This window comes from Corynebacterium nasicanis, from assembly GCF_042658165.1.
In the GTDB taxonomy this organism is placed as follows: domain Bacteria; phylum Actinomycetota; class Actinomycetes; order Mycobacteriales; family Mycobacteriaceae; genus Corynebacterium; species Corynebacterium nasicanis.
This window is the reverse complement of sequence record NZ_JBHSQE010000001.1, coordinates 319,428-339,187: the sequence shown is the minus strand read 5'-3', so window position 1 is coordinate 339,187 and position 19,760 is coordinate 319,428. Positions and strand designations below refer to the sequence as shown.

Genomic DNA, 19,760 nt, shown 5'->3' with positions numbered 1-19,760 from the left:
GAGCGCGGCGTCTCTGCGTTGTCAGAAGGTGAGCCGGACCGTCGAGTCGAGGCGGGCATCGGTGCCGGCCTCGGGGCGCTGGCGGGTGACCGGGCGGGCGTCCTCACGCTCGCGGGCGGAGGTGCTCAGGCCGGCGGCCTCGAGGGCGGCGCGGGCCTGCCCGCCGGTCATGCCGACGACGTCGGGGACCGTCACGCGCCCGGCGAGGGTGAGGGTGATCGACGCCTCCTCCGGGTCGACGATCTCCCCGGCGGCGGGGCTGGTGCGCACGACGGTGTCCGGCCGGGCGCCCACGGCGTTACGGTCCCGGCGGGAATCGTCGACGCTGAATCCGGCGGCCTGGAGGGAGGCGGTCGCCTCGGCCTCGGACATGCCCTCGACGTCGGGAACGGTCAGACCGTTGTTGACCACGAGGGAGACCTCGCTGCCGCGGGTGAGGGTGGTGCCGGTCTCGGGGGAGACGGCGAGCACCTGCCCGGTGGGTACGTCCGGGTCGAAGCGGTGCTCCACCCGGGTGATGGTGAGGTCCAGCTCCGCCAGGCGGGTCTCCGCCTCGGACAGGGGCGTGCCCACGATGGCGGGGACCTGCACCGGCTCCGGCCCGCGGGAGAGGTGGACGGTGACGGTCGAGCCGATCTTCACGGCCTCGCCCACGGCGGGGTCGGTCTCGGCGACGTGGCCCTCCGCGACATCCGCGGACCACACGGGATCCCCGGTGGACACCTTGAGCGTGCGTTCCGCGGCGGCGGCCTGGTAGGAGATGATGTCCCGGCCCTCCGGATCGGGCACCGTGGGGCGGCCCTGGGAGAGAAGCACGGTGACGTCCTGGCCGCGCACCACCTTCTCCCCGTCGGCGGGCTCGGTGCCGGCGCTGAGATCGGCGGGGACGTCGTCGTGGTAGACGATCTCGGTCACCGCCCGGAACCCGGCCTCCTCCACCGTGCTCACCGCGGCGGTGCGGTCGAGGCCCAGGACCTGCGGGATCTCCCCGTAGCGCCCCGAGCCGAACCACCAGGCACCGACGGCGATGGCGGCGGTGAGCAGAGCGATCACCAGCAGCCACACCGTCAGGCCCACCTTCGAGCGGTTGCTCACCGGGCGCTGCTCCGGCTCCGCGGGGACAGGGGGTTCCTCCGGGAGCTGGGCGGGCACCGGGGGAGTGGCCTCGTGGACGCGGGTTTCGGTGACGGGGGAGTCGGTGAACTCGGTGACCATCGTCGGGGGGCCGACCAGGTCGGTGATGTCCGTCGGCACGGCGGCGGCGCGTGTGGCGGCGGAGTTCTGCGGGACGGGCACGGTGAAGGCGGGCAGCGCGAGCTCGCCGGCCACGTCGTCGAGGGCGGCGAGGAACTCGGCGGCGTCCGCGAAGCGGTCCTCCGGGTCGCGGGAGGTGGCGGTGGCCACGAGGGCGTCGATAAGCGGGGGGACCCCGGAGATGCGGGCGCTGGGCGCGGGGACGTCCTCTGTGAGGCGTTGATACGCGTGGTCCAGCGGCGTCTCGCCGGCGAAGGGGGTGGTGCCGGTGAGCAGCTCGAAGAGGACGATGCCGGCGGAGTAGACGTCGGAGGCGGGCGTGATGTCGCTGCCGTCGACCTGCTCGGGGGAGAGGTAGGCGGCGGTGCCCACGATCTGCGAACTGGACGTGGTGGCCGCCGCGGCGCGGACCAGGCCGAAATCCGCCAGCTTCACGCGGTGATCACCGTTGATGAGGACATTGTCGGGCTTGATGTCCCGGTGCACCAGGCCGGCGGAGTGCGCCACGGACAGGCCCGTGAGCAGCGCGCGCAGCACGGCGGCGGCCGCGTGCGGGGGCATCGGCCCGCGCTCGGCGAGCAGCTCGCGCAGCGTGCCGCCGGTGATGAGCTCCATGATGAGGAAGAGGTGGTCACCGTCGGAGCCGAAGTCGTAGACGTTGACCAGATTCGGGTGGTTGAGCTGCGCCATCGCGCGGGCCTCGCGGCGGAAACGCTGCCGGAAGACGGGGTCGGCGATGTACTTCTCGTCGAGCACCTTCGCCGCGACCGCCCGGCCGAGCCGGAGATCCACGCAGCGCCAGACCATGGACATGCCGCCGCGGGCGATCGGGTGATCGATGCGGTAGCGATCCTCGAGGAGGTCTCCCACTGCCAGTTGAGCCATGCGGACCAGTATGGTCCACACCCGGGTGCCCACGCCAACGGATAGAGTGGACGCCGTGAAAGACAACGACACCCCCCTGGAGACCCTGCTCGCCGACGAACCGATGCTCACGCTGCCGGAGACAGCCGACCGGCTCGGCGTGGTGATCACCCGCGTGCACGATCTGCTGGCGGCCAAGAAGCTCATCGCCCACGTCATCGACGGCAAGCGGCATGTCCCGGAGGCCCTCTTCGCCGCTGGGTCCTCGACGACCGGCAAGTTCGTCCCCGGCCTGCTCACGCTCATGGCCGACGGCGGCTACTCCGACGAGGAGATCCTGCGCTACCTGTTCACCGCGGACGAGACTCTGCCGGGGCGTCCGGTCGATGCCCTGCACGGTCAGCTGGCCCGGGAGGTGCTGCGCCGGGCGCAGGCCATGGGCCTGTGAAGTCCCGGCCGAAGGCCCAGTCGGTGAGCAGCCAGGCCAGCACGAACACACCGGCCATCCACCACGTGTTGTAGAGCTGGTGGTTGCCGCTGCCGGTGAAGGCGAGGGTGACCACGATGGAGGCCCCCACCGCCAGCCGCAGCACCCACTCCGGCGGGCGGACCGCCCCCACCAGCGTGATCACCGAGGCGTAGTACCACGGCAGCGTGACGGAGTTGAACACGAACGCCACCTGGTAGGCCAGCGCCGTGCCGGCGAGGGCGCGCCGGGCATTCTGCCGGAACAGCCACCAGACGATGACCAGCCCGGCGAGCATGGCCACGAGCGAGATGTTCCGCAGCACCGCCAGCGCGGTGTTGTACTCGAAGCCCGTGTCGACCACCTGCACCACCCACGTCACCCAGCTGGCCAGCAGGGAGGGCAGGGCCAGGGGGTTGATCACCTTGGAGTTGCCGGAGATCTCCGAGAGCCAGCCCCACGAGGAGCCGGAGAGCCAGGTCACCGCCGCGACCACGGCCAGCGTCTCGACGAGACCCACGAACCCCGTCACCAGGAAAGCCACGACACGCGGCAGGCGACGCGCGTAGTGGAGCGTGGCCAGCCACACGACGAAGGGGAGGGCGATGGCGGCGGTCGCCTTGAGGGACACCGCCACCGCGATGAGCGCCACGCCCGCCAGGAAGCGCTGGTGCAGGCAGGCCAGCAGCCCGAGGGAGACGAGCCCGACCATGACGGACTCGTTGTGCATGCCGCCGATCATGTGGAGGATCATCACGGGGTTGGCCACGCCCAGCCACAGGGCGAGGGCGGGGTCGCCGCCGAGGGCACGCGCGATGCGGGGCACCGCCCACGCGATGGCCGCGAATCCGAGGACCGAAATGACCTTGTAGACGAGCACCCCGGCCGTGACGTGGTCCCCGACCAGGCGCGTCACGCCCTCGCCGATCCACAGGTGCAGCGGACCGTAGGGCGTGGTGGTGTTGCGCCAGTCATGCGAGACCTCGAGCAGGTACGGGCCCGGGTTGACGGCCGCGCCCTGCGTGTACGGGTCGAAGCCGTCGCGCATCATCGCGCCCTGCATGAGGTAGGAGTAGACGTCCCGCGACAGCATCGGGGCCGCGGGGAGCAGCGGCAGGATCCACAGCCACATCGTCTGGCGGACCTGCTTCTCGACGCCCCCCTCACCCCCCGTTCCCCGCAGCACGTGCCGACGGCCGAGGATGATCCAGCCGGCGAGGAGGAAGGCGACGCCCGCCCAGAACACGACGTTGGACACCCCCGCCCCCCGCCCGTAGGCGAGGAAATCCAGGTGGAGCGCCTCGAGGATGCCCCCGCGGTTGCGGGTGGCGCCGCCGCCGAAGGAACCGAGGAACAGAAGCAGGGAACCGATGAGCCCGAGGGGCAGCGCGGAAGGGAGACGGAGGATCATCAGCGTCGGCGGGCCGTGGCGCGGTGCGCGAGGTCGGTGAGCGTCGCCGTGACCTCGGGGGAGGTGCCGGCGGCGGCGAGGTGTTCGAGCCCGGAGGCGGTGAGGGCGGCGATGCGCTCCTCGAGGGCCGCGACCGCGCCGGTCTCCGTGATGATCTCGGCCAGCCGGGCGATGGCGGCGGGATCCGAGGTCGCGCCGATGCCGCGGCGCAGCTCGGCCGCCGCGGCGGGATCGCGTTCGTCGGCGCGCTGCAGGGCGGTGGCCAGAAGGACGGTGCGCTTGCCTTCCCGCAGGTCATCGCCGGCGGGTTTGCCGGTGACCGCCGGGTCGCCGTAGACCCCGAGCTCGTCGTCACGCAACTGGAAGGCGATGCCGATGTCGCGGCCGTAACCACGGAAGGCGTCGATGGTCTGCTGGTCCGCGCCCGCGATGGCGGCGCCCAGGTGGAGAGGGCGTTCGATGGTGTAGGCGGCGGTCTTGAAACGGTTGACCGAGTCCGCCAATGCAACGTCCTCGTCGGCGGTGGCCTCCAGAGTGATGTCGAGCAGCTGGCCGCCGATGACCTCGGTGCGCATCGCCCGCCACGGCTCCCGCGCCCGCTGTAGCGCCGCCACGGACAGGCCCGAATCGAGCAGCATGTCCTCGGCCCACACCAGAGCCAGATCGCCGACGAGGATGGCCACGGATTCGCCGAAGTGGGCGGGATCGCCCGTCCAGGAACTCTCCCGGTGGACGGCCTCGACGGCCCGGTGCACGGTCGGGTTGCCCCGGCGGGTGTCGGAGGCGTCGATGATGTCGTCGTGGATGAGGGCGCAGCCCTGGATGAATTCGAGGGCGGCGGCCGCGCGGAGCATGGCCGTCGGGTCCTCGTCGGTCTCCAACCCGCCGCCGCCGACGAAACCGGCCCAGGCGTAGAGCGGGCGAATGCGCTTCCCGCCGTCCAGGACGAAGGACTCCAGGTGGGAGACCGCCCGGGTGACCGGGGCGCCGATGGCGGCGACCTGGTCCCGGCGGGCGTCGAAGAAGCGGGCGAGTTCCTCGCGGGCCGCGGCGGGGATCTGGTCGAGGGTCGGCGCCTGAATGTCCTGGGTGGTCAACGCGGGGGATCCTTGCAGTCGGACGGTGTGTGTACGACTAACAACGATACCCAGAGGCCTAACCCGGGTGAGTCACCACGGCAGGCTTCTCCACCATTCCCGGCAGCGGCAAAGGAACGGAGAGGACTGCGAAGGGGCGGGCGTCGCCGTCGAAGTGGAAATCACGCAGTTCATCGCGGAAACCCATCGAGCGGTAGAGGGCGAAGGCGTTGTTCGCCTCCCCCTCGACCTCCGGTGTCGAGAGCATGGCGTGCCCGGCCGGGACCAGCCAGAGCAGCTGGGAGAGCAGGAGACGGCCGATGCCCCGGCCCTGCTGGGCCGGGTCGACGTGGATCTCCGCCACCTCGAAATAGTCGCGCATGAGCAGCAGCTGGCGGGTGTCGGGGCCGCCTGCCTCGCGGATACCTCGCCGCACCTGGCGGTCCCACCACATGTCGGCCGCGCCGAGGTAGCCATAGGCCAGGCCGAGGACCGTGTCCTGGTCCAGCGCCACGAGCGCGGTGAAGCCGGGCTGCATGATCTCCTGGCGCCATACCGCGATGCGGCCGGAGCGGATGCTCGGGTCATAGCTCATCGCCTCGAGGTAGAGGTCGACGAGCTGCGGGGCCAGGACGGCGAATTCAGGTCCGGACAAGCGGCGGATCTCCATGGTCACACCACCACTGAACCAGAATTCGTGCGCCGTGTGGGCGAGACCGCGGGAAAAGTGGGTCTTGACGTGCGAGACCATTGACGTGTTCGAATGGTTGTTCTATGATTGGGGTGTGGTGTTCGAGGTTGCTTCTAGGGTGAGGGCATCGCAGACGGAGCGAGGTTAAGAGAAAGGAGTTGGTTCCGGTGGCACAGATCATTTCAGCAACGACGAGGTTCGCGGGTGCGGCAGCGGGTACCCGCCGGGCCGACTTCATTCTCAAGGCGCGGGCGCTGCTGGCGCAGGCTGTGGACTACCGGGCGGCCGGGGATGTGGACCTGGCTCTCGAGGCGGCCTTCCAGGCGGCGCTGCGGACCGCCGGGGCCCGCATCTCCGCCTCGCCGGTTGCGGCGCGCCGTCGTCGCCCGACGAGCGCGTGGGAACAGCTGCGGCTTGTCGACGACAACGGGGCCCGGTGGGCCACCGAGTTCGCGCAGTACTCCCGTCTGCGTTCCCGGGTCTCCTCGGGCCTGGAGCGTTCGGTGGAGGCCTCCGTGGTCGACCGGGTGATGGACCTGGCCGCACGTTTCCTCGCGGAAGTCGAGGAGGAGGCGGGGTGGCTCCCGGCGGCTGCTTAGTGCAGCGTGCGGCGGGGTTGGCGTTCGCGGGAACAATCCCGATAGTCTGGGCGTTAAGTCAGTAGACAGGTACAACCCCAGCGATATCCGGGAGGAACAGTGTCGCTTTCAGAGAAGGAGCAGAGGATGCTCCGGGAGATTGAGCAATCTCTCCTTGCTGACGACCCCAAGTTCGGGGCGTCCGTGGTCGGCGACCACGGTTTCGGCGGGTCCGGCGCGCCCGGCCTCACGCTCCGCGGGATTGCCCTGGTTGTGGTCGGACTGCTCCTCCTCGTAGGTGGTGTCGCCCTGGCGCAGCAGAGTCTGTGGTTCATCGCCCTCAGCATCGTCGGCTTCCTGGTGATGTTCGGTGCCGGGGTGTGGATGCTCCGCGGTGGCGGGGGAGCGGGCGCACCGCGCGCTCCGCGCAAGCCCGGCGCCGACCGCCCGAGTGACCCCTCCTCCCGGACCAGCCGCATGGAGGAAAACTTCCGCCGCCGCTTCGAGGAGCGTTAGCCGGCCTTCAACTTTCAGCCCGTCGCCCCGTTGTGGGTGGCGGGCTGTGGTGATTCTTCGGCGTGATGATCCGTAGTTGGCGTTGCTAAAGGGCGAGCTTGGAATGGTGACTGTCGGGTAGGTTGGATTAAAAGCCGCTGGAAGGGGGCCATGATGAAGTACTTCTCGACCGCATGGGACGACGGGCGTGGCTACATTGTGCGTGACCATGAGGATGGGCGGACGATGGAATTGTTTCGTGGTCCGTCCGTGAAGAAGAACACTCCGGCCCGGTGGGTTCCGAATGAGGCTTACGAGAACCGTGTTATTTCTGACCGACCAGGGGAGTGGTACGTGTACGACGGGGACAACCCTAAGTACGCTGCACGGGTTGAAGTCCTCCTCGAAGCAATTTCCCGCCGCTCCCTGGAACGCGAGAAGGAAGTGGCCGAGCGACTTGCTCGCCGCGAGGCCCGTGATCAACTTTCGGGTACGAGCTTCTAGCCTCACAGCCTGGTCCTCCAAGATCGAACCAAGGGTGCTGGGGGTTTTCTCATGCCAGAAAGGAAGCACCCACGTTGTTCCCGGCCAACTGATGTTTGGGGCCGGGGTGTGGATGCTCCGCGCAAGTCCGGCACAGATTGTCCGAGCGACCCTCCCTCAAGACCGGCCGCATGGTGGAGAATTCCCGCCGCCGCTTTGAGGAGCGTTTGCCGGTCTTCACGTTCCAGCCCGTCGCCCAGTCGTGAGCGGCGGGCTGTGGTGATTTATCGGCGGCGTTGCTTAACGACGAGCTTACGATGGCGCCCGGCGGGTAGGTTGGACTAAAAGCTCCTGGGAGGAGACCGCGATGAAGTACTACTCGACAGCAACGAAGCGGGGTAACGGCTCCATTGTGCGTGACCATGAGGATGGGCGTACCATGGAACTGTTTCGTGGCCCGTCTGAAATGGATGGAACCCCGGCACGTTGGGTGCCGAGCGCGGCTTTCCAAGACCGTGTTCGATATGACCGGCCCGGAGAGTGGTTCATGCTTGACGGCGACAACCCCGAGCATGTTGACCGCGTGAACAGGATTATCGCAGCAATTTCTCGCCGTTCCCTGGAACGCGAGAAGGAAGTGGAAGAGCGACTTGCTCGTCGTCGGGCTCGTAATCAGCTCGCGGGCACGAACTTCTAACCCAGCCTGAAACCCCCAACACCTTGATTGGTGTTGGGGGTTTTGTCATGCCGCAAATAAGGAAGCACCCCCGTTGTTCCTGGCCAACCACGGCCAGGCGGGGGTGCTTCACCAACCTAAGAAACCAACGGACCAGTATCCGGCCCCACCACAGGGCTGGAACGGTTGAACCCGTCAGCGTGTGCGGACACCAACATCCGCACCACACAGACACTAGCGCATCGTGCTGGTGAATCCGAACGGCCGCCTGGTTCTCCCCACTTTCTCCCACCGGATCGCTCCATGGCCCAGCAATGACATCGTTCAGCGGCCAGCGTGCTCGCCGGCCGCGTGCAGAAGTGTGGACATGACGCGCCGTGACGGGCGGGCGCCCCACCGGAGTTTTCTTCGCTTACCTGCGTAGATGTCGCGACCAGAGAAATGTGTGGGGCGTATGGGGGTTGTGGGTGGGGGAAAGTGGGGTATTGTGGGGCGCAGCGGTGGAGAGATCCATCGTGAGAATTGAATCAGGTCTGACAGGATCCGTGGCGTCGAGACAAGGAAGGTGGCCCCGGGATGTTTCTCGGTACCTACACTCCCAAGCTCGATGACAAGGGTCGACTGACACTGCCGGCGAAGTTCCGTGACGAACTGGCCGGCGGGTTGATGGTGACGAAGGGGCAGGATCACAGTCTTGCGGTCTATCCCCGGGAGGAGTTCGCTGAGCGCGTCCGGAAGGCCGCGGCGGTGTCTCGAACCAATCCTCAGGCGCGTGCGTTCATCCGAAATCTGGCTGCCAGTGCGGATGAACAGCGTCCCGACGGGAGCGGTCGCATCACCCTCTCAGCTGGGCACCGTGACTATGCGGGCCTGACCAAGGAGTGTGTGGTCATCGGATCGGTGGATTTTCTCGAGATCTGGGATGCCGAATCCTGGGCCGCGTATCAGCAGGAGACAGAGGCCGCTTTCTCGGCGGCCGATGCAGAAGACGTCCTCGGAGGACTGCTCTGACCTTGACGGTCTCAAGGGTGGGGCGGGGTACGTGTACGGACTCTGCCCGAGGTGATGCTCTGGTGTACTTCCCCGACATCAGATGAACACATCGGGCAGGGCCCTGTACGTGCCCCGCCACCCGGACCTGACCACAGCCACACGTTGACCAGGAAGGGGGCGGCGTCATGAGTGACATGAGCTTCGACATCACCGACAACCACGGCCACGTCCCCGTGCTCCGGGACCGGATGGCTGACCTGCTGGCGCCGGGCGTCCTGGCGCAGGGCGCCGCGGCGGTCATCGTCGACGGCACCCTCGGGGCCGGTGGGCACACCGAGCATTTCCTGCGGGTGTTCCCGGAGGCCCGGGTCATCGGCGTCGATCGTGATCCCGCCTCTCTGGCCGATGCCCGCCGACGGCTGGCCCCCTTCGGGGAGCGTTTCGTCGGGGTGCAGACCCGTTTCGACGGGATCGGCGAGGCCATCGCCACCGGCGAGGGGGAGATCTTCGACCTGGCGCGTGAGCACGGCGTCGCTGGCGCCCTCTTCGATCTCGGAGTCTCCTCCATGCAGCTGGACCAGGTGGAGCGCGGTTTCGCCTACCGCACCGACGCCCCCCTGGACATGCGGATGGACCCCACCTCGGGGCGGACGGCCGCGGATGTGCTCAACACCTACAGCCACGGTGAGCTGGCCCGCATTCTCAAGACCTACGGCGACGAGCGTTTCGCCGGGAAGATCGCCTCGGCGGTCCTGCGCGAGCGGGAGAAGGAGCCCTTCAGCAGCTCCGCCCGCCTGGTGGAGCTGCTCTACGCCACCATTCCGGCCGCCACCCGACGCACCGGCGGACACCCCGCGAAGCGGACCTTCCAGGCCCTGCGCGTGGAGGTCAACGCCGAGCTGGAGGCGTTGGAGAAGGTGCTGCCCGTCATCACCGATCTCCTCGCCGTCGGTGGGCGCGCCGTGTTCATGAGCTACCAGTCGCTGGAGGACCGGATCGTCAAGACCGCATTCGCGGAGATGACCGCCTCCCGCACCCCGCCGGGTCTGCCCATGGACCTGCCGGGTACCGCGCCCCGTTTCGCCACCATCACCCGGGGGGCGGAGAAGGCCACCGAGGCCGAGATCGAAGAAAACCCCCGGGCGGCCCCGGTGCGGGTCCGCGCCGTCGAGAAGCTCCCTGACCCGTTTGGAGAACGCCCGTGACCCCGACCAACAAGGAACGCCGTATGGGTGCCAGCCGCGACTTCACGTCCACCGCCCTGCTCGACCGGGAGCAGCGGACGCGCTCCTACGCCCCGCCCGCCCCGCCCGCACAGGCGCCGCTGCCGCAGCGGCGCCGCCCGGTGCCGAATCGCCTCGGCTCCCGCCAGGTCGTCTCGGTGCGGGGGCGTCGCGTCGCGGAGCTGAAGAAGACCTCGCTGCTGGCGAAGCTCGTCACCGTGTCCATGGTGTTCGCCGTCGTCGGTGTGGCCGTGGCCATGTGGCTGGCCGGTCTGGCTACCCAGCAGACCTTCCAGATGCAGCTGCTGCAGTCGCAGGACAAGCAGCTATCGAACCAGCTGGAGACCCTCAACCGCGACCTGGAGAACGTCCGTTCCTCGGCGGAGATCGCCCGGCGGGCGGGTGAGCTGGGGATGGTGTCCCCGGCGCAGCCGGGTATCCTCGCGGTGCAGGAAAACGGCGACATCGTGGAGCAGCGCCCAGCGGATCCGGCGACGCGTCCTATCATTGACGTCAACGGTGCCCCGGTCCGTCCGGGGCAGGCATCGAGTGATCCGCGCGCGATCAGTGAGCTCGGTGACAACCTGGAGGCGGTGCCGCAGGGGCGCCAGCTCCGGTCGCCGGATGATATCCTCCCGGACCCGGTGGCCCCGGCCGCCGAACCGGGCGTGCTGCCCTACGCCCCCAACGTCCCGGAGCCCGAGACAGTTTCAGAATCCACAGACAACTAGCAGGTGAGGACGGCCAGTGACACGACCCGGACCCGGAGGCGTGCGACGTGACGCGGGACGCCGTTCCTCATCGCGCACCTACTCCGACGCCCGGGTGAGCCGTCCCCGTCCGCCCCAGCGTGATCAGAAGACCCTCATGGTGCGCCGCATGCAGCTGGTGCTCGGGCTCTTCCTCGTCATCGCCGTCCTCCTCGTCGGCCGTCTGGCCTGGCTGCAGGTCGTGTGGGGGCCTGACCTGGCCGCCCGCGCGCAGGAGCAGCGCGCCCGGATCTACGTTGACCCGGCCCGCCGCGGCGAGGTCACGGACAAGCGGGGCAACCAGCTGGCCTACACCATGCAGGCCCGCAGCCTCACGGTCTCCCCGCAGCTGCTGCGCCGCGAGCTGGCCCAGCAGCAGGACCTGGCGATGCGTATCGACGGCATGGCGCGCGCAGACATCGATGCCCAGCTGGACGGGCGCGTCGAGGACATCCTGGTGACCATGTCGGAGGAGATCCCCCGCATGATCGAGGACTCCGGTGCCATCACCGGGGAGGTCAAGGCCCAGGACATCCTGGAGAAGCTGCAGGCCGAGACCTCCTATGAGGTGCTCGTGCGCAACGTGGACCCGGATGTCGCCGCGGAGATCGCCTCCACCTTCCACGGGGTCGCCGCCGACCACCAGGATATCCGGCAGTACCCCAACGGGGCGATCGGGGAGAACGTCATCGGCAAGGTCTCCATGGACGGCCAGGGCCAGTTCGGTCTCGAGGCCTCGAGCGACGCCATCCTCTCCGGCATCAACGGCCGTTCCACGGAGGATGTCTCCACCGACGGCCAGGTCATCCCGGGCACGCTGCGCGATGTGGTGCCCCCCGTCGACGGTTCCGCCGTGGAACTCACCCTCGACCTCGACCTGCAGACCTACGTCCAGCAGCTGCTCGAGCAGGCGAAGGCCAATTCGCAGGCCCGCTCAGCGGAGGCCGTCGTCCTCGACGTGGCCACGGGCCAGGTCCTGGCGATGGCCAACACCGACACCATCGACCCGAACGGCAACATCGACCGCCAGCTGGCGGCGGGCAAGGACTTCGAGAACCAGACCATCTCGCACCCCTTCGAGCCGGGTTCCGTGGCCAAGGTCATCACCGCGGCCGCCACCATCGAGGAGGGGCTGACCACCCCGGACGAGGTGCACGAGGTGCCGGGCTCCATCCACATGGCCGGGGTCACGGTCGCGGATGCCTGGGAGCACGGCGTGGTCCCGTACACCACGACCGGCATCTTCGGTAAGTCCTCGAACGTCGGCACGCTCATGTTGGCCGACCGCCTCGGCGAGGACGCCTACGCCGACTACCTCGACCGCTTCGGCATCGGCCGCCCCACCGGGATCGAGCTGCCGAACGAGTCCGCCGGCCTCCTACCTGCCCGCGAGCAGTGGTCGGGCGGCACCTTCGCCAACCTGCCCATCGGGCAGGGCATGTCCTTCACCACGCTCCAGATGGCCAGCATTTACCAGTCGCTGGCCAACGACGGCCTGCGCATCGAGCCGCGCATCATCGCGTCGGTCACCGGCCCCGACGGCAAGGTGACGGACTCCCCGGAGCCGAAGCGCACCCAGGTCGTCAGCCCGCAGACCGCGGAGACGGTCGTCTCCATGTTCCGTTCCGTCATGCAGGACGATCCGGGCGGAGTGCAGTCCGGCACCGGTTTCAACGGCGCCGTGCCGGGATACCAGACCTCCGGTAAGACTGGTACCGCGCAGAAGGTGGATCCCAACACCGGCGCGTACTCCAACAGTGACTACTGGATCACCTTCGCCGGCATCGCCCCGGCGGACGATCCTCGTTTCGTCGTGGCCGTCATGGTCGATCAGCCGCGGTCCGGTGTCGAGCAGGGCGGAGGCGGCGGCCAGTCCGCGGCCCCGCTCTTCCGGGACATCGCCTCGTGGCTGCTCAACCGCGACAACATCCCCACGTCACCGCCCATGGAGGACCTTCTCATCCTCCACGCCCAATAACCTGACCCCAAGGAGGAGCACCGCCTTGCACACCACGCACGCACTGTCGCATCTCGCCCGGATCGCCGGGGGAGAGCTGGTCGCCGCCGCCGGGGTCGATCCCGCCATCAGCTCCCTCGAGCTCGATTCCGCCCGGCTGGCCGACACCGAGGCCCTGTTCGCCGCGCTGCCCGGCACGCGCCGCCACGGCGCGGAGTTCGCCGCCGACACCCCGGCCGTCGCGATCCTCACCGACCGCGCCGGACACGGCATCCTCACGCAGCAGCAGGAGACCCGCCCCGTCATCGTCGTCGAGGACGTCCGCGCCATCCTCGGCCTCGTCGCCGCCGAGATCCACGGCCATCCCTCCGAACAGCTCACGCTCCTCGGCGTGACCGGCACCTCCGGCAAGACCACCACCAGCTACCTCCTCGAGCAGGGGCTCATGGCCGCCGGGCACAAGGTCGGGCTCATCGGCACCACAGGCACGCGTATCGACGGCCGCCCCGTCCCCACCTCCCTGACCACCCCGGAGGCCACCACCCTCCAGGCGCTGTTCGCGGAGATGCTCGACGAGGGCGTCACCCACGTCGTCATGGAGGTCTCCTCCCACGCCCTCGAGCTGGGGCGGGTGACGGGGACGCGTTTCGACGTCGCCGGCTTCACCAACCTCTCCCAGGACCACCTCGACTTCCACCCGACCATGGAGGAGTACTTCGAGGCCAAGGCCCGGTTCTTCGACCCCGCCTCCCCGCTGGCGGCCGCGCACTCCGTCATCTGCATAGACGACGAGTGGGGGCAGCGGATGGCCGCGCGGGCGGCCGCTCCGCTCACCGTCGCCACCCGGGGCGCGCAGGCTGACGTCAGCGCCGCCCTGGCCGAGATGCGGCCCAGCGGCGCGCAGCTCATCGTCATGCACCTGCCCAGCGGACTGCTCGAGGCCGAGCTGCCGCTGCCGGGTGACTTCAACATCGCCAACGCCGCCCTGGCCACGGCCATGGCCTATGCGGTGGGCGTCGATCCCCGCGCCTTCACCTCCGGTTTCTCCGCCGTCGCCGTCCCGGGCCGGATGGAGCGTATCGACGCAGGCCAGGACTTCCTCGCCGTCGTCGACTACGCCCACAAGCCCGCCGCCGTCGCCGCCGTGCTGGACACCCTGCGCGGGCAGATCACGGGACGCCTCGGCGTGGCCGTCGGTGCCGGCGGCGACCGCGACGCCACCAAGCGCCCCCTCATGGGCGCGGAGGCGGCACGCCGCGCGGACCTCGTCATCATCACCGACGACAACCCGCGCAGCGAGGAACCGGCCAGCATCCGCGCCGCCGTCCTCGCCGGGGCCGAGGAGGCCGGGACGCAAGCGGAGATCCGGGAGATCGGGGACCGCGCCGCCGCCATCGACGCCCTCATCGAGTGGGCACGACCCGGGGACGCGATCGTCGTCGCCGGCAAGGGACACGAGGTCGGCCAGCTCATCGCCGGCGTCAACCACCATTTCGACGACCGCGAGGAAGTCCGCCGCGCTCTGAAGGAGAAGATGTCATGATCCCTCTCACTCTCGCCGAGATCGCCGAGATCACCGGCGGCGAGCTCGCCGGGGGCGCCGATCCGAGCGCCCGGGTGACCGGTTTCGTCGAGTTCGACTCCCGCAAGGTCGCCCCGGGAGGGCTCTTCCTCGCCCTGCCGGGAGCGCGTGTCGACGGCCACGATTTCGCCGAGACCGCCACCGCCGCCGGGGCCGTCGCGGTCCTGGCGGCCCGCCCGGTCGGGGTGCCCGCGGTCGTAGTGACGCCGCGCGGCCGCAGCGACTCCAACGCCGACATCTACGCCCACGACACCGACGGTTCCGCGCGAGCGGTCGTCGAGGCACTGGCCGCCTTGGCACACGGGGTGGTCACGCGCCTGTCGGATCTCACCGTCGTCGGCATCACGGGCTCCGCCGGCAAGACCTCCACCAAGGACCTCGTCGCCTCCGTGCTGCGCCGCGCGGGGGAGACCGTGGCCCCGCCCGGCTCCTTCAATAACGAGATCGGCCACCCCTACACGGCGCTGCGGTGCGACGCGGACACCCGCTTCCTCGTCGCCGAGATGTCCGCCCGCGGCATCGGCCACATCGCCCACCTGGCGGAATCCGTCCCGCCGCACATCGGCGTGGTGCTCAACGTCGGTTCCGCCCACCTCGGGGAGTTCGGCTCCCGGGAGAACATCGCCCAGGCGAAGGGCGAGCTCGTCGAGGCGCTGCCCGCGGACGGCGTGGCCATCCTCAACGCCGACGACCCCTTCGTCGCGGCCATGGCGCCGCGCACCCGCGCCCGCGTGGTCACCTACTCCGCGCAGCAGCGCGCCGACGTGTGGGCGGAGGACGTGCGCCTCGACGACGTCGCCCGCGCCAGCTTCACGCTGCGTGCCGGCGCGGACTCCGCCCCGGTGCGCCTGCAGGTCTTCGGCGAGCACCAGGTCTCCAACGCCCTGGCCGCCGCCGCCGTCGGACTCGAGGCCGGGCTGAGCCTGGCCGAGGTCGCCGCCGGGCTGGCGGCGCACACCAGTGCCTCCGCCCACCGCATGGACGTGCAGACCCGCGCCGACGGCGTGACCGTGATCAACGACGCCTACAACGCCAACCCGGACTCCATGAGCGCCGGGATCGCAGCCCTGGCCTACACCGCCGCGGCCCGTCCGCACGCCCGCGCCATCGCGGTGCTCGGCGAGATGGGTGAGTTGGGCGCGGACGCGGAGGAGTCCCACCGCCTCCTCGGCGAGCAGCTCGACCGCTACCGGGTCGGCCATCTCATCGCGGTGGGGGACAACCCCAACAGTCGCGCCATGGCCACCGAGGCCCGGAATCGGGGTATAACTACTGAGATCGCTCGCGACGTCGACGAGGCCACCCAGCTCGTCGACGCCGTGCTGCGAACCCGCCCGATCGAGCACACGGGCCCCGGGAATCCCGGGGATGTCGTGCTGGTCAAGGCCTCCAACGCATGGGGGCTGTGGCGGGTGGCCGAGAAACTCATCGAGAAGGGTCAATAGGGGCGCAACGACGTGACACAGATCATCATCGCAGGAATCGTCAGCTTCCTCGTCGCCATCTTCACCACCCCGGTGCTCATCCGGCGGTTCTCCGCCGAGGGCATCGGCCAGGAGATCCGCGAGGAGGGGCCGAAGTCCCATCTGCGCAAGCGCGGCACCCCGACGATGGGCGGTATCGCCATCATCGCGGGCATCGTCGTCGGATACCTCACCGTCGGTGTCTACGGACTCATCATCGGCTCCGGTGGTTTCACCATCTCCGGCCTGCTCGTCCTCGGACTCACCCTGGGCCTCGGCGGCCTGGGCTTCGCGGACGACTTCATCAGCCTGGTCAAGGGCCGTAACCTGGGCCTCAATAAGACCGCGAAGCTCGTCGGCCAGCTCGTGCTCGCCGTCGCCTTCGGCCTGCTCATCCTGTGGTTCCCGGATGAGCAGGGCCTCACTCCGGGCTCGACGCACCTGTCGTTCGTCCGGGACATCGACACCTTCGACATCGCCTTCGGCGGTTCGCTGCTGGGCATCGTGGTGTTCGTGCTGTTCATGTACATCCTCATCGCCGCCTGGTCCAACGCCGTCAACCTCACCGACGGCCTCGACGGGCTCGCCGCCGGCACCACCGCCTTCGTGATGGGCGGCTACGCGCTCATCACTTTCTGGCAGTTCCGCAACTCCTGCACCGTCTCCGTCGAGCCGGGCTGCTACTCCGTGCGCGATCCCCTCGACCTGGCCGTCCTGGCCGCCGCGGGCCTGGGCGCCTGCCTGGGCTTCCTGTGGTGGAACGCCGCGCCCGCCAAGATCTTCATGGGCGACACCGGCTCCCTGGCCCTCGGCGGCCTCGTCGCCGGCCTCTCGGTCGCCTCGCGCACCGAGCTGCTCATGATCATCATCGGCGCGCTCTTCGTCATCGAGGCCGCCTCCGTGGTCATCCAGGTGATCGTCTTCCGCACCACCGGCCGCCGCTTCTTCCGCATGGCCCCCTTCCACCACCACTTCGAGAATGGCGGATGGCCCGAGACCACCGTCGTCGTCCGCTTCTGGCTCATCGCCGCGATGGCCGTGATGCTGGGAGTCTCCATCTTCTACGCTGAGTGGCTGTCCGTCACGGGAGTGAGCCTGAGATGATCACCGGAACCGCCCTGATCGCCGGCGCCGGAGTCTCCGGACGCGGCATTGCCCGCCTGCTCGACGATCTCGGCGTGTCCGTGGTCGTCGCCGACGACAACGGCGCGGGCATCCCCGTCGCGGAGGCCCGCGAGCGCCTCGCCGAGTTCGAGATCGTCGTCACCTCGCCGGGCTGGCGCCCCGACAACCCGCTGCTTATCGACGCCGCAGCCGCCGGCCTCGAGGTCATCGGCGACGTCGAACTCGCCTACCGGCTCGACCGGGCGGGCACCTTCGGCGCCCCCCGCACCTGGCTGGTGGTCACCGGCACGAACGGCAAGACCACCACCACCGCCATGCTCGCCGCCATGATGCAGGAGCTGGGCCGGGAGACCGGCCTGCGGGCCGAGGCGGTGGGCAACATCGGCGTCTCCGTCGCGGACGCGCTCGGCGACGCCTCGCGCGTCGACATCCTCGTCGCGGAACTCTCCTCCTTCCAGCTCCACTGGTCCTCCCGGCTCACGCCCGACGCCGGGGTGCTGCTCAACCTGGCCGAGGACCACATCGACTGGCACGGCTCCTTCACCGCCTACGCCGACGACAAGGCCCGCGCTCTGCGTGGCCCGGTGGCCGTCGCGGGTGTCGACGACGCCGAGGTGTGCGCGGCGCTGGGCCGCGCGGGCGTCGAGAAGCACACCGGCTTCACCCTCGGCGAGCCGGGCCTGGGACAGTTCGGCGTCATCGGCGGCCAGCTGGTGGACAACACCGGCGACGCCCCCGTCATCCTGGCGCCCGTCGCCGGGATCGAGCCCGCCGGGCCGGCCGGGGTCCTCGACGCCCTCGCCGCCGCGGCGATCGCCCGCAGCCAGGGCGCCCGGCCGGAACACATCGCCGCCGCCCTCGCCGCCTTCCAGGTCGACGGGCACCGCGGGCAGACCGTGGCGGAGAGCGGGGGAGTGGCCTGGGTGGACAACTCCAAGGCCACCAACCCGCACGCCGCCGACGCCGCGCTGGCCGGGCTGGACAACGTCATCTGGATCGCCGGCGGCCAGCTCAAGGGCGCCGACATCGCCCCGCTGCTGCGCGAGCACGCCCACCGCATGCGGGCCGTGGGCCTGCTCGGCGTCGACGCCCCGCTCATCGCCCGGGCACTCGCCGAGCTCGCCCCGGAGCTGCCCGTGCACACCACCACCTCCACCGACCCGGCCGCCGCCATGGACGAACTGGTCGAGTGGGCGGCGGGCATCGCCCGCGCAGGCGACACGGTGCTGCTCGCGCCGGCGGCCGCCTCGCTGGACATGTTCAGCGGCATGGCCGAGCGCGGGGACCTCTTCGCCGCCGCGGCCGGGAGGCTGACATGAGCACCCCCACCGGAACCTTCACCCGCTGGCGGGCCGACTGGCACCGGATGATGGAGTCCCGCCCGGGCTTCGACTACTTCATGATCCGCTCCGTCGTCTTCCTGCTCGTCGGCATCGGCGCCGTCATGGTCATGTCCTCGACGATGACCTGGTCCGTCCTCGAGGGCGCGACCGTGTGGAACCAGGCGGCCCGCCAGTTCATGATGATCGTCGCCGGACTCCTCGCCTTCTGGGTCGCCCTGCGCACCCGCCCCGAGACCATCCGCCGACTCACGCCCTGGCTGCTGCTGGTGGCGCTGGTGCTGCTCGTCGCGGTGCTCATCCCGGGGATCGGTACCGGTCGCCTCGAGGTGGGCTCGCAGTCGTGGATCGCCGTCGGACCCATCCGCTTCCAGCCCTCGGAGCTGGCGAAGGTCGCCATCGCCGTGTGGGGCGCGGCCTACCTGGCGGACAAGCGGCACACCAGCTCGGACATGCGCAGCCCCTTCGTCGTGTACACCGTCGTGGCCACCGTCATGGCGGTGCTCATCGCCGCGCAGGGTGACTTCGGTATGGCGGTGAACTTCGGCATCGTCGTCATGTTCACGCTGTTTTTCGCCGGGGTGGACATCCGCCTCATCTTCGCCGCGTTCATCGCCGCCGGCGCGCTGCTCGTGTGGCTCTTCCTCAGCGGCGGCTTCCGCTCCAACCGTTTCCACGTCTACTTCGACGCCCTCTTCGGGCGCTTCGAGGACACCCAGGGCGTGGCGTTCCAGTCCTATCAGGGCTTCCTCTCCCTGGCGGACGGGTCCGTCGCCGGCGTCGGCGTCGGGCAGTCCCGCGCCAAGTGGTTCTACCTGCCGGAGGCGAAGAACGACTTCATCTTCGCCATCATCGGCGAGGAGCTGGGCCTGTGGGGCGGCGCGCTCGTCATCGCCCTGTTCGCCGCGCTGGGCTACTTCGGCCTCCGGGCGGCCTTCCGCGCCCAGAACCAGTTCCAGGCGCTCATGGCCGGGGCGCTCACCGCGGGTGTCGTCTCCCAGGCGTTCATCAACATCGGCTACGTCGTCGGCCTGCTGCCCGTCACGGGCATCCAGCTGCCGATGATCTCCGCCGGTGGTACCTCCACGATCATCACCCTCGGGTCGATGGGCCTGCTCGCCTCCGTCGCCCGCTACGAGCCGGAGGCGGTGTCCGCCATGCAGTCCTACGGGCGCCCGCTCTTCGACCGCCTGCTGCTCCTCCCGGAGCCGGCGGCCCGCCGCGCCCCCGTCCGGCGCCGCAGCGCCCCGACCCCGCGCGAAAGGTTCGGCGAGCCCGTCACTGGTAGCGTCAACAGGAGAAATCGGCCCCACCCTGACAGGAGACGGTGATCC

18 protein-coding genes are annotated in these 19,760 nt (G+C 69.6%); 14 read left to right on the top strand and 4 right to left on the bottom strand.

Going from position 1 to position 19,760, the window contains the following annotated elements; translation table 11 throughout:
- Positions 1-21 precede the first annotated feature (21 nt).
- Complete coding sequence (pknB, locus tag ACFPUZ_RS01705; protein WP_376999257.1) at positions 22-2,139, bottom strand: Stk1 family PASTA domain-containing Ser/Thr kinase; 2,118 nt, start codon at positions 2,137-2,139, stop codon at positions 22-24.
- Between the two features lie 55 nt (positions 2,140-2,194).
- Here pknB and ACFPUZ_RS01700 point away from each other — a divergent pair, with 55 nt between their 5' ends.
- The gene (locus ACFPUZ_RS01700; protein WP_376999255.1) at positions 2,195-2,566 is read left to right on the top strand and encodes an Rv2175c family DNA-binding protein; all 372 of its coding nucleotides are present in this window, start codon (positions 2,195-2,197) and stop codon (positions 2,564-2,566) included.
- Here ACFPUZ_RS01700 and ACFPUZ_RS01695 read toward each other — a convergent pair.
- The 3 genes from ACFPUZ_RS01695 to ACFPUZ_RS01685 are packed head-to-tail and all read right to left on the bottom strand — an operon-like array spanning position 2,469 to position 5,747.
- A complete protein-coding gene (locus ACFPUZ_RS01695; protein ID WP_376999253.1) occupies positions 2,469-3,995 on the bottom strand; it encodes an alpha-(1->6)-mannopyranosyltransferase A in 1,527 nt (508 codons plus the stop codon). The genes ACFPUZ_RS01700 and ACFPUZ_RS01695 overlap by 98 nt on opposite strands.
- Positions 3,995-5,092 carry a polyprenyl synthetase family protein gene (locus ACFPUZ_RS01690; RefSeq protein ID WP_376999251.1) on the bottom strand — a complete coding sequence of 366 codons (1,098 nt, stop codon included), beginning with the start codon at positions 5,090-5,092 and terminating at the stop codon, positions 3,995-3,997. Before ACFPUZ_RS01690 ends, ACFPUZ_RS01695 begins: the two co-directional genes overlap by 1 nt.
- Positions 5,093-5,150: 58 nt before the next feature.
- Positions 5,151-5,747 carry a GNAT family N-acetyltransferase gene (locus tag ACFPUZ_RS01685; RefSeq protein WP_376999249.1) on the bottom strand — a complete coding sequence of 199 codons (597 nt, stop codon included), beginning with the start codon at positions 5,745-5,747 and terminating at the stop codon, positions 5,151-5,153.
- Positions 5,748-5,929: 182 nt separating this feature from the next.
- On the opposite strand from ACFPUZ_RS01685, the gene ACFPUZ_RS01680 reads away from it, so the two are divergent.
- From ACFPUZ_RS01680 to ACFPUZ_RS01620, 13 genes are all read left to right on the top strand, one after another.
- Positions 5,930-6,361 (top strand): SAV_6107 family HEPN domain-containing protein, encoded by a 432-nt coding sequence (locus ACFPUZ_RS01680; protein WP_376999247.1) that lies wholly within the window; start codon positions 5,930-5,932, stop codon positions 6,359-6,361.
- Between the two features lie 99 nt (positions 6,362-6,460).
- The gene (locus ACFPUZ_RS01675) at positions 6,461-6,856 is read left to right on the top strand and encodes a DUF3040 domain-containing protein (RefSeq protein WP_376999245.1); all 396 of its coding nucleotides are present in this window, start codon (positions 6,461-6,463) and stop codon (positions 6,854-6,856) included.
- A 150-nt stretch (positions 6,857-7,006) separates the two neighbouring features.
- On the top strand, positions 7,007-7,339 hold the full coding sequence (locus ACFPUZ_RS01670; protein ID WP_376999243.1) for a hypothetical protein: 333 nt from the start codon (positions 7,007-7,009) through the stop codon (positions 7,337-7,339).
- 346 nt (positions 7,340-7,685) lie between these two features.
- Positions 7,686-8,015: a hypothetical protein gene (locus ACFPUZ_RS01665; RefSeq protein WP_376999241.1), complete on the top strand. Its 330-nt coding sequence runs from the start codon at positions 7,686-7,688 to the stop codon at positions 8,013-8,015.
- Positions 8,016-8,570: 555 nt separating this feature from the next.
- Positions 8,571-9,005, top strand: a complete 435-nt coding sequence (gene mraZ, locus ACFPUZ_RS01660) for a division/cell wall cluster transcriptional repressor MraZ (RefSeq protein WP_303357401.1) — start codon at positions 8,571-8,573, stop codon at positions 9,003-9,005.
- 167 nt (positions 9,006-9,172) lie between these two features.
- Complete coding sequence (gene rsmH / locus ACFPUZ_RS01655; RefSeq protein ID WP_376999238.1) at positions 9,173-10,192, top strand: 16S rRNA (cytosine(1402)-N(4))-methyltransferase RsmH; 1,020 nt, start codon at positions 9,173-9,175, stop codon at positions 10,190-10,192.
- Positions 10,189-10,941 (top strand): cell division protein FtsL, encoded by a 753-nt coding sequence (gene ftsL, locus ACFPUZ_RS01650; protein ID WP_376999236.1) that lies wholly within the window; start codon positions 10,189-10,191, stop codon positions 10,939-10,941. Before rsmH ends, ftsL begins: the two co-directional genes overlap by 4 nt.
- 136 nt (positions 10,942-11,077) lie before the next feature.
- On the top strand, positions 11,078-12,937 hold the full coding sequence (locus ACFPUZ_RS01645; RefSeq protein WP_376999234.1) for a peptidoglycan D,D-transpeptidase FtsI family protein: 1,860 nt from the start codon (positions 11,078-11,080) through the stop codon (positions 12,935-12,937).
- Positions 12,938-12,962: 25 nt separating this feature from the next.
- On the top strand, positions 12,963-14,459 hold the full coding sequence (locus ACFPUZ_RS01640; RefSeq protein WP_376999232.1) for a UDP-N-acetylmuramoyl-L-alanyl-D-glutamate--2,6-diaminopimelate ligase: 1,497 nt from the start codon (positions 12,963-12,965) through the stop codon (positions 14,457-14,459).
- On the top strand, positions 14,456-15,943 hold the full coding sequence (locus ACFPUZ_RS01635; RefSeq protein ID WP_376999230.1) for a UDP-N-acetylmuramoyl-tripeptide--D-alanyl-D-alanine ligase: 1,488 nt from the start codon (positions 14,456-14,458) through the stop codon (positions 15,941-15,943). Before ACFPUZ_RS01640 ends, ACFPUZ_RS01635 begins: the two co-directional genes overlap by 4 nt.
- Before the next feature lie 12 nt (positions 15,944-15,955).
- Complete coding sequence (mraY, locus tag ACFPUZ_RS01630) at positions 15,956-17,065, top strand: phospho-N-acetylmuramoyl-pentapeptide-transferase (RefSeq protein WP_376999228.1); 1,110 nt, start codon at positions 15,956-15,958, stop codon at positions 17,063-17,065.
- Positions 17,062-18,405 carry a UDP-N-acetylmuramoyl-L-alanine--D-glutamate ligase gene (murD, locus tag ACFPUZ_RS01625; RefSeq protein WP_376999226.1) on the top strand — a complete coding sequence of 448 codons (1,344 nt, stop codon included), beginning with the start codon at positions 17,062-17,064 and terminating at the stop codon, positions 18,403-18,405. The genes mraY and murD overlap by 4 nt, the downstream gene beginning before the upstream one ends.
- Positions 18,402-19,757: an FtsW/RodA/SpoVE family cell cycle protein gene (locus ACFPUZ_RS01620; protein ID WP_376999224.1), complete on the top strand. Its 1,356-nt coding sequence runs from the start codon at positions 18,402-18,404 to the stop codon at positions 19,755-19,757. Before murD ends, ACFPUZ_RS01620 begins: the two co-directional genes overlap by 4 nt.
- The last annotated feature ends 3 nt before the right edge of the window (positions 19,758-19,760 follow it).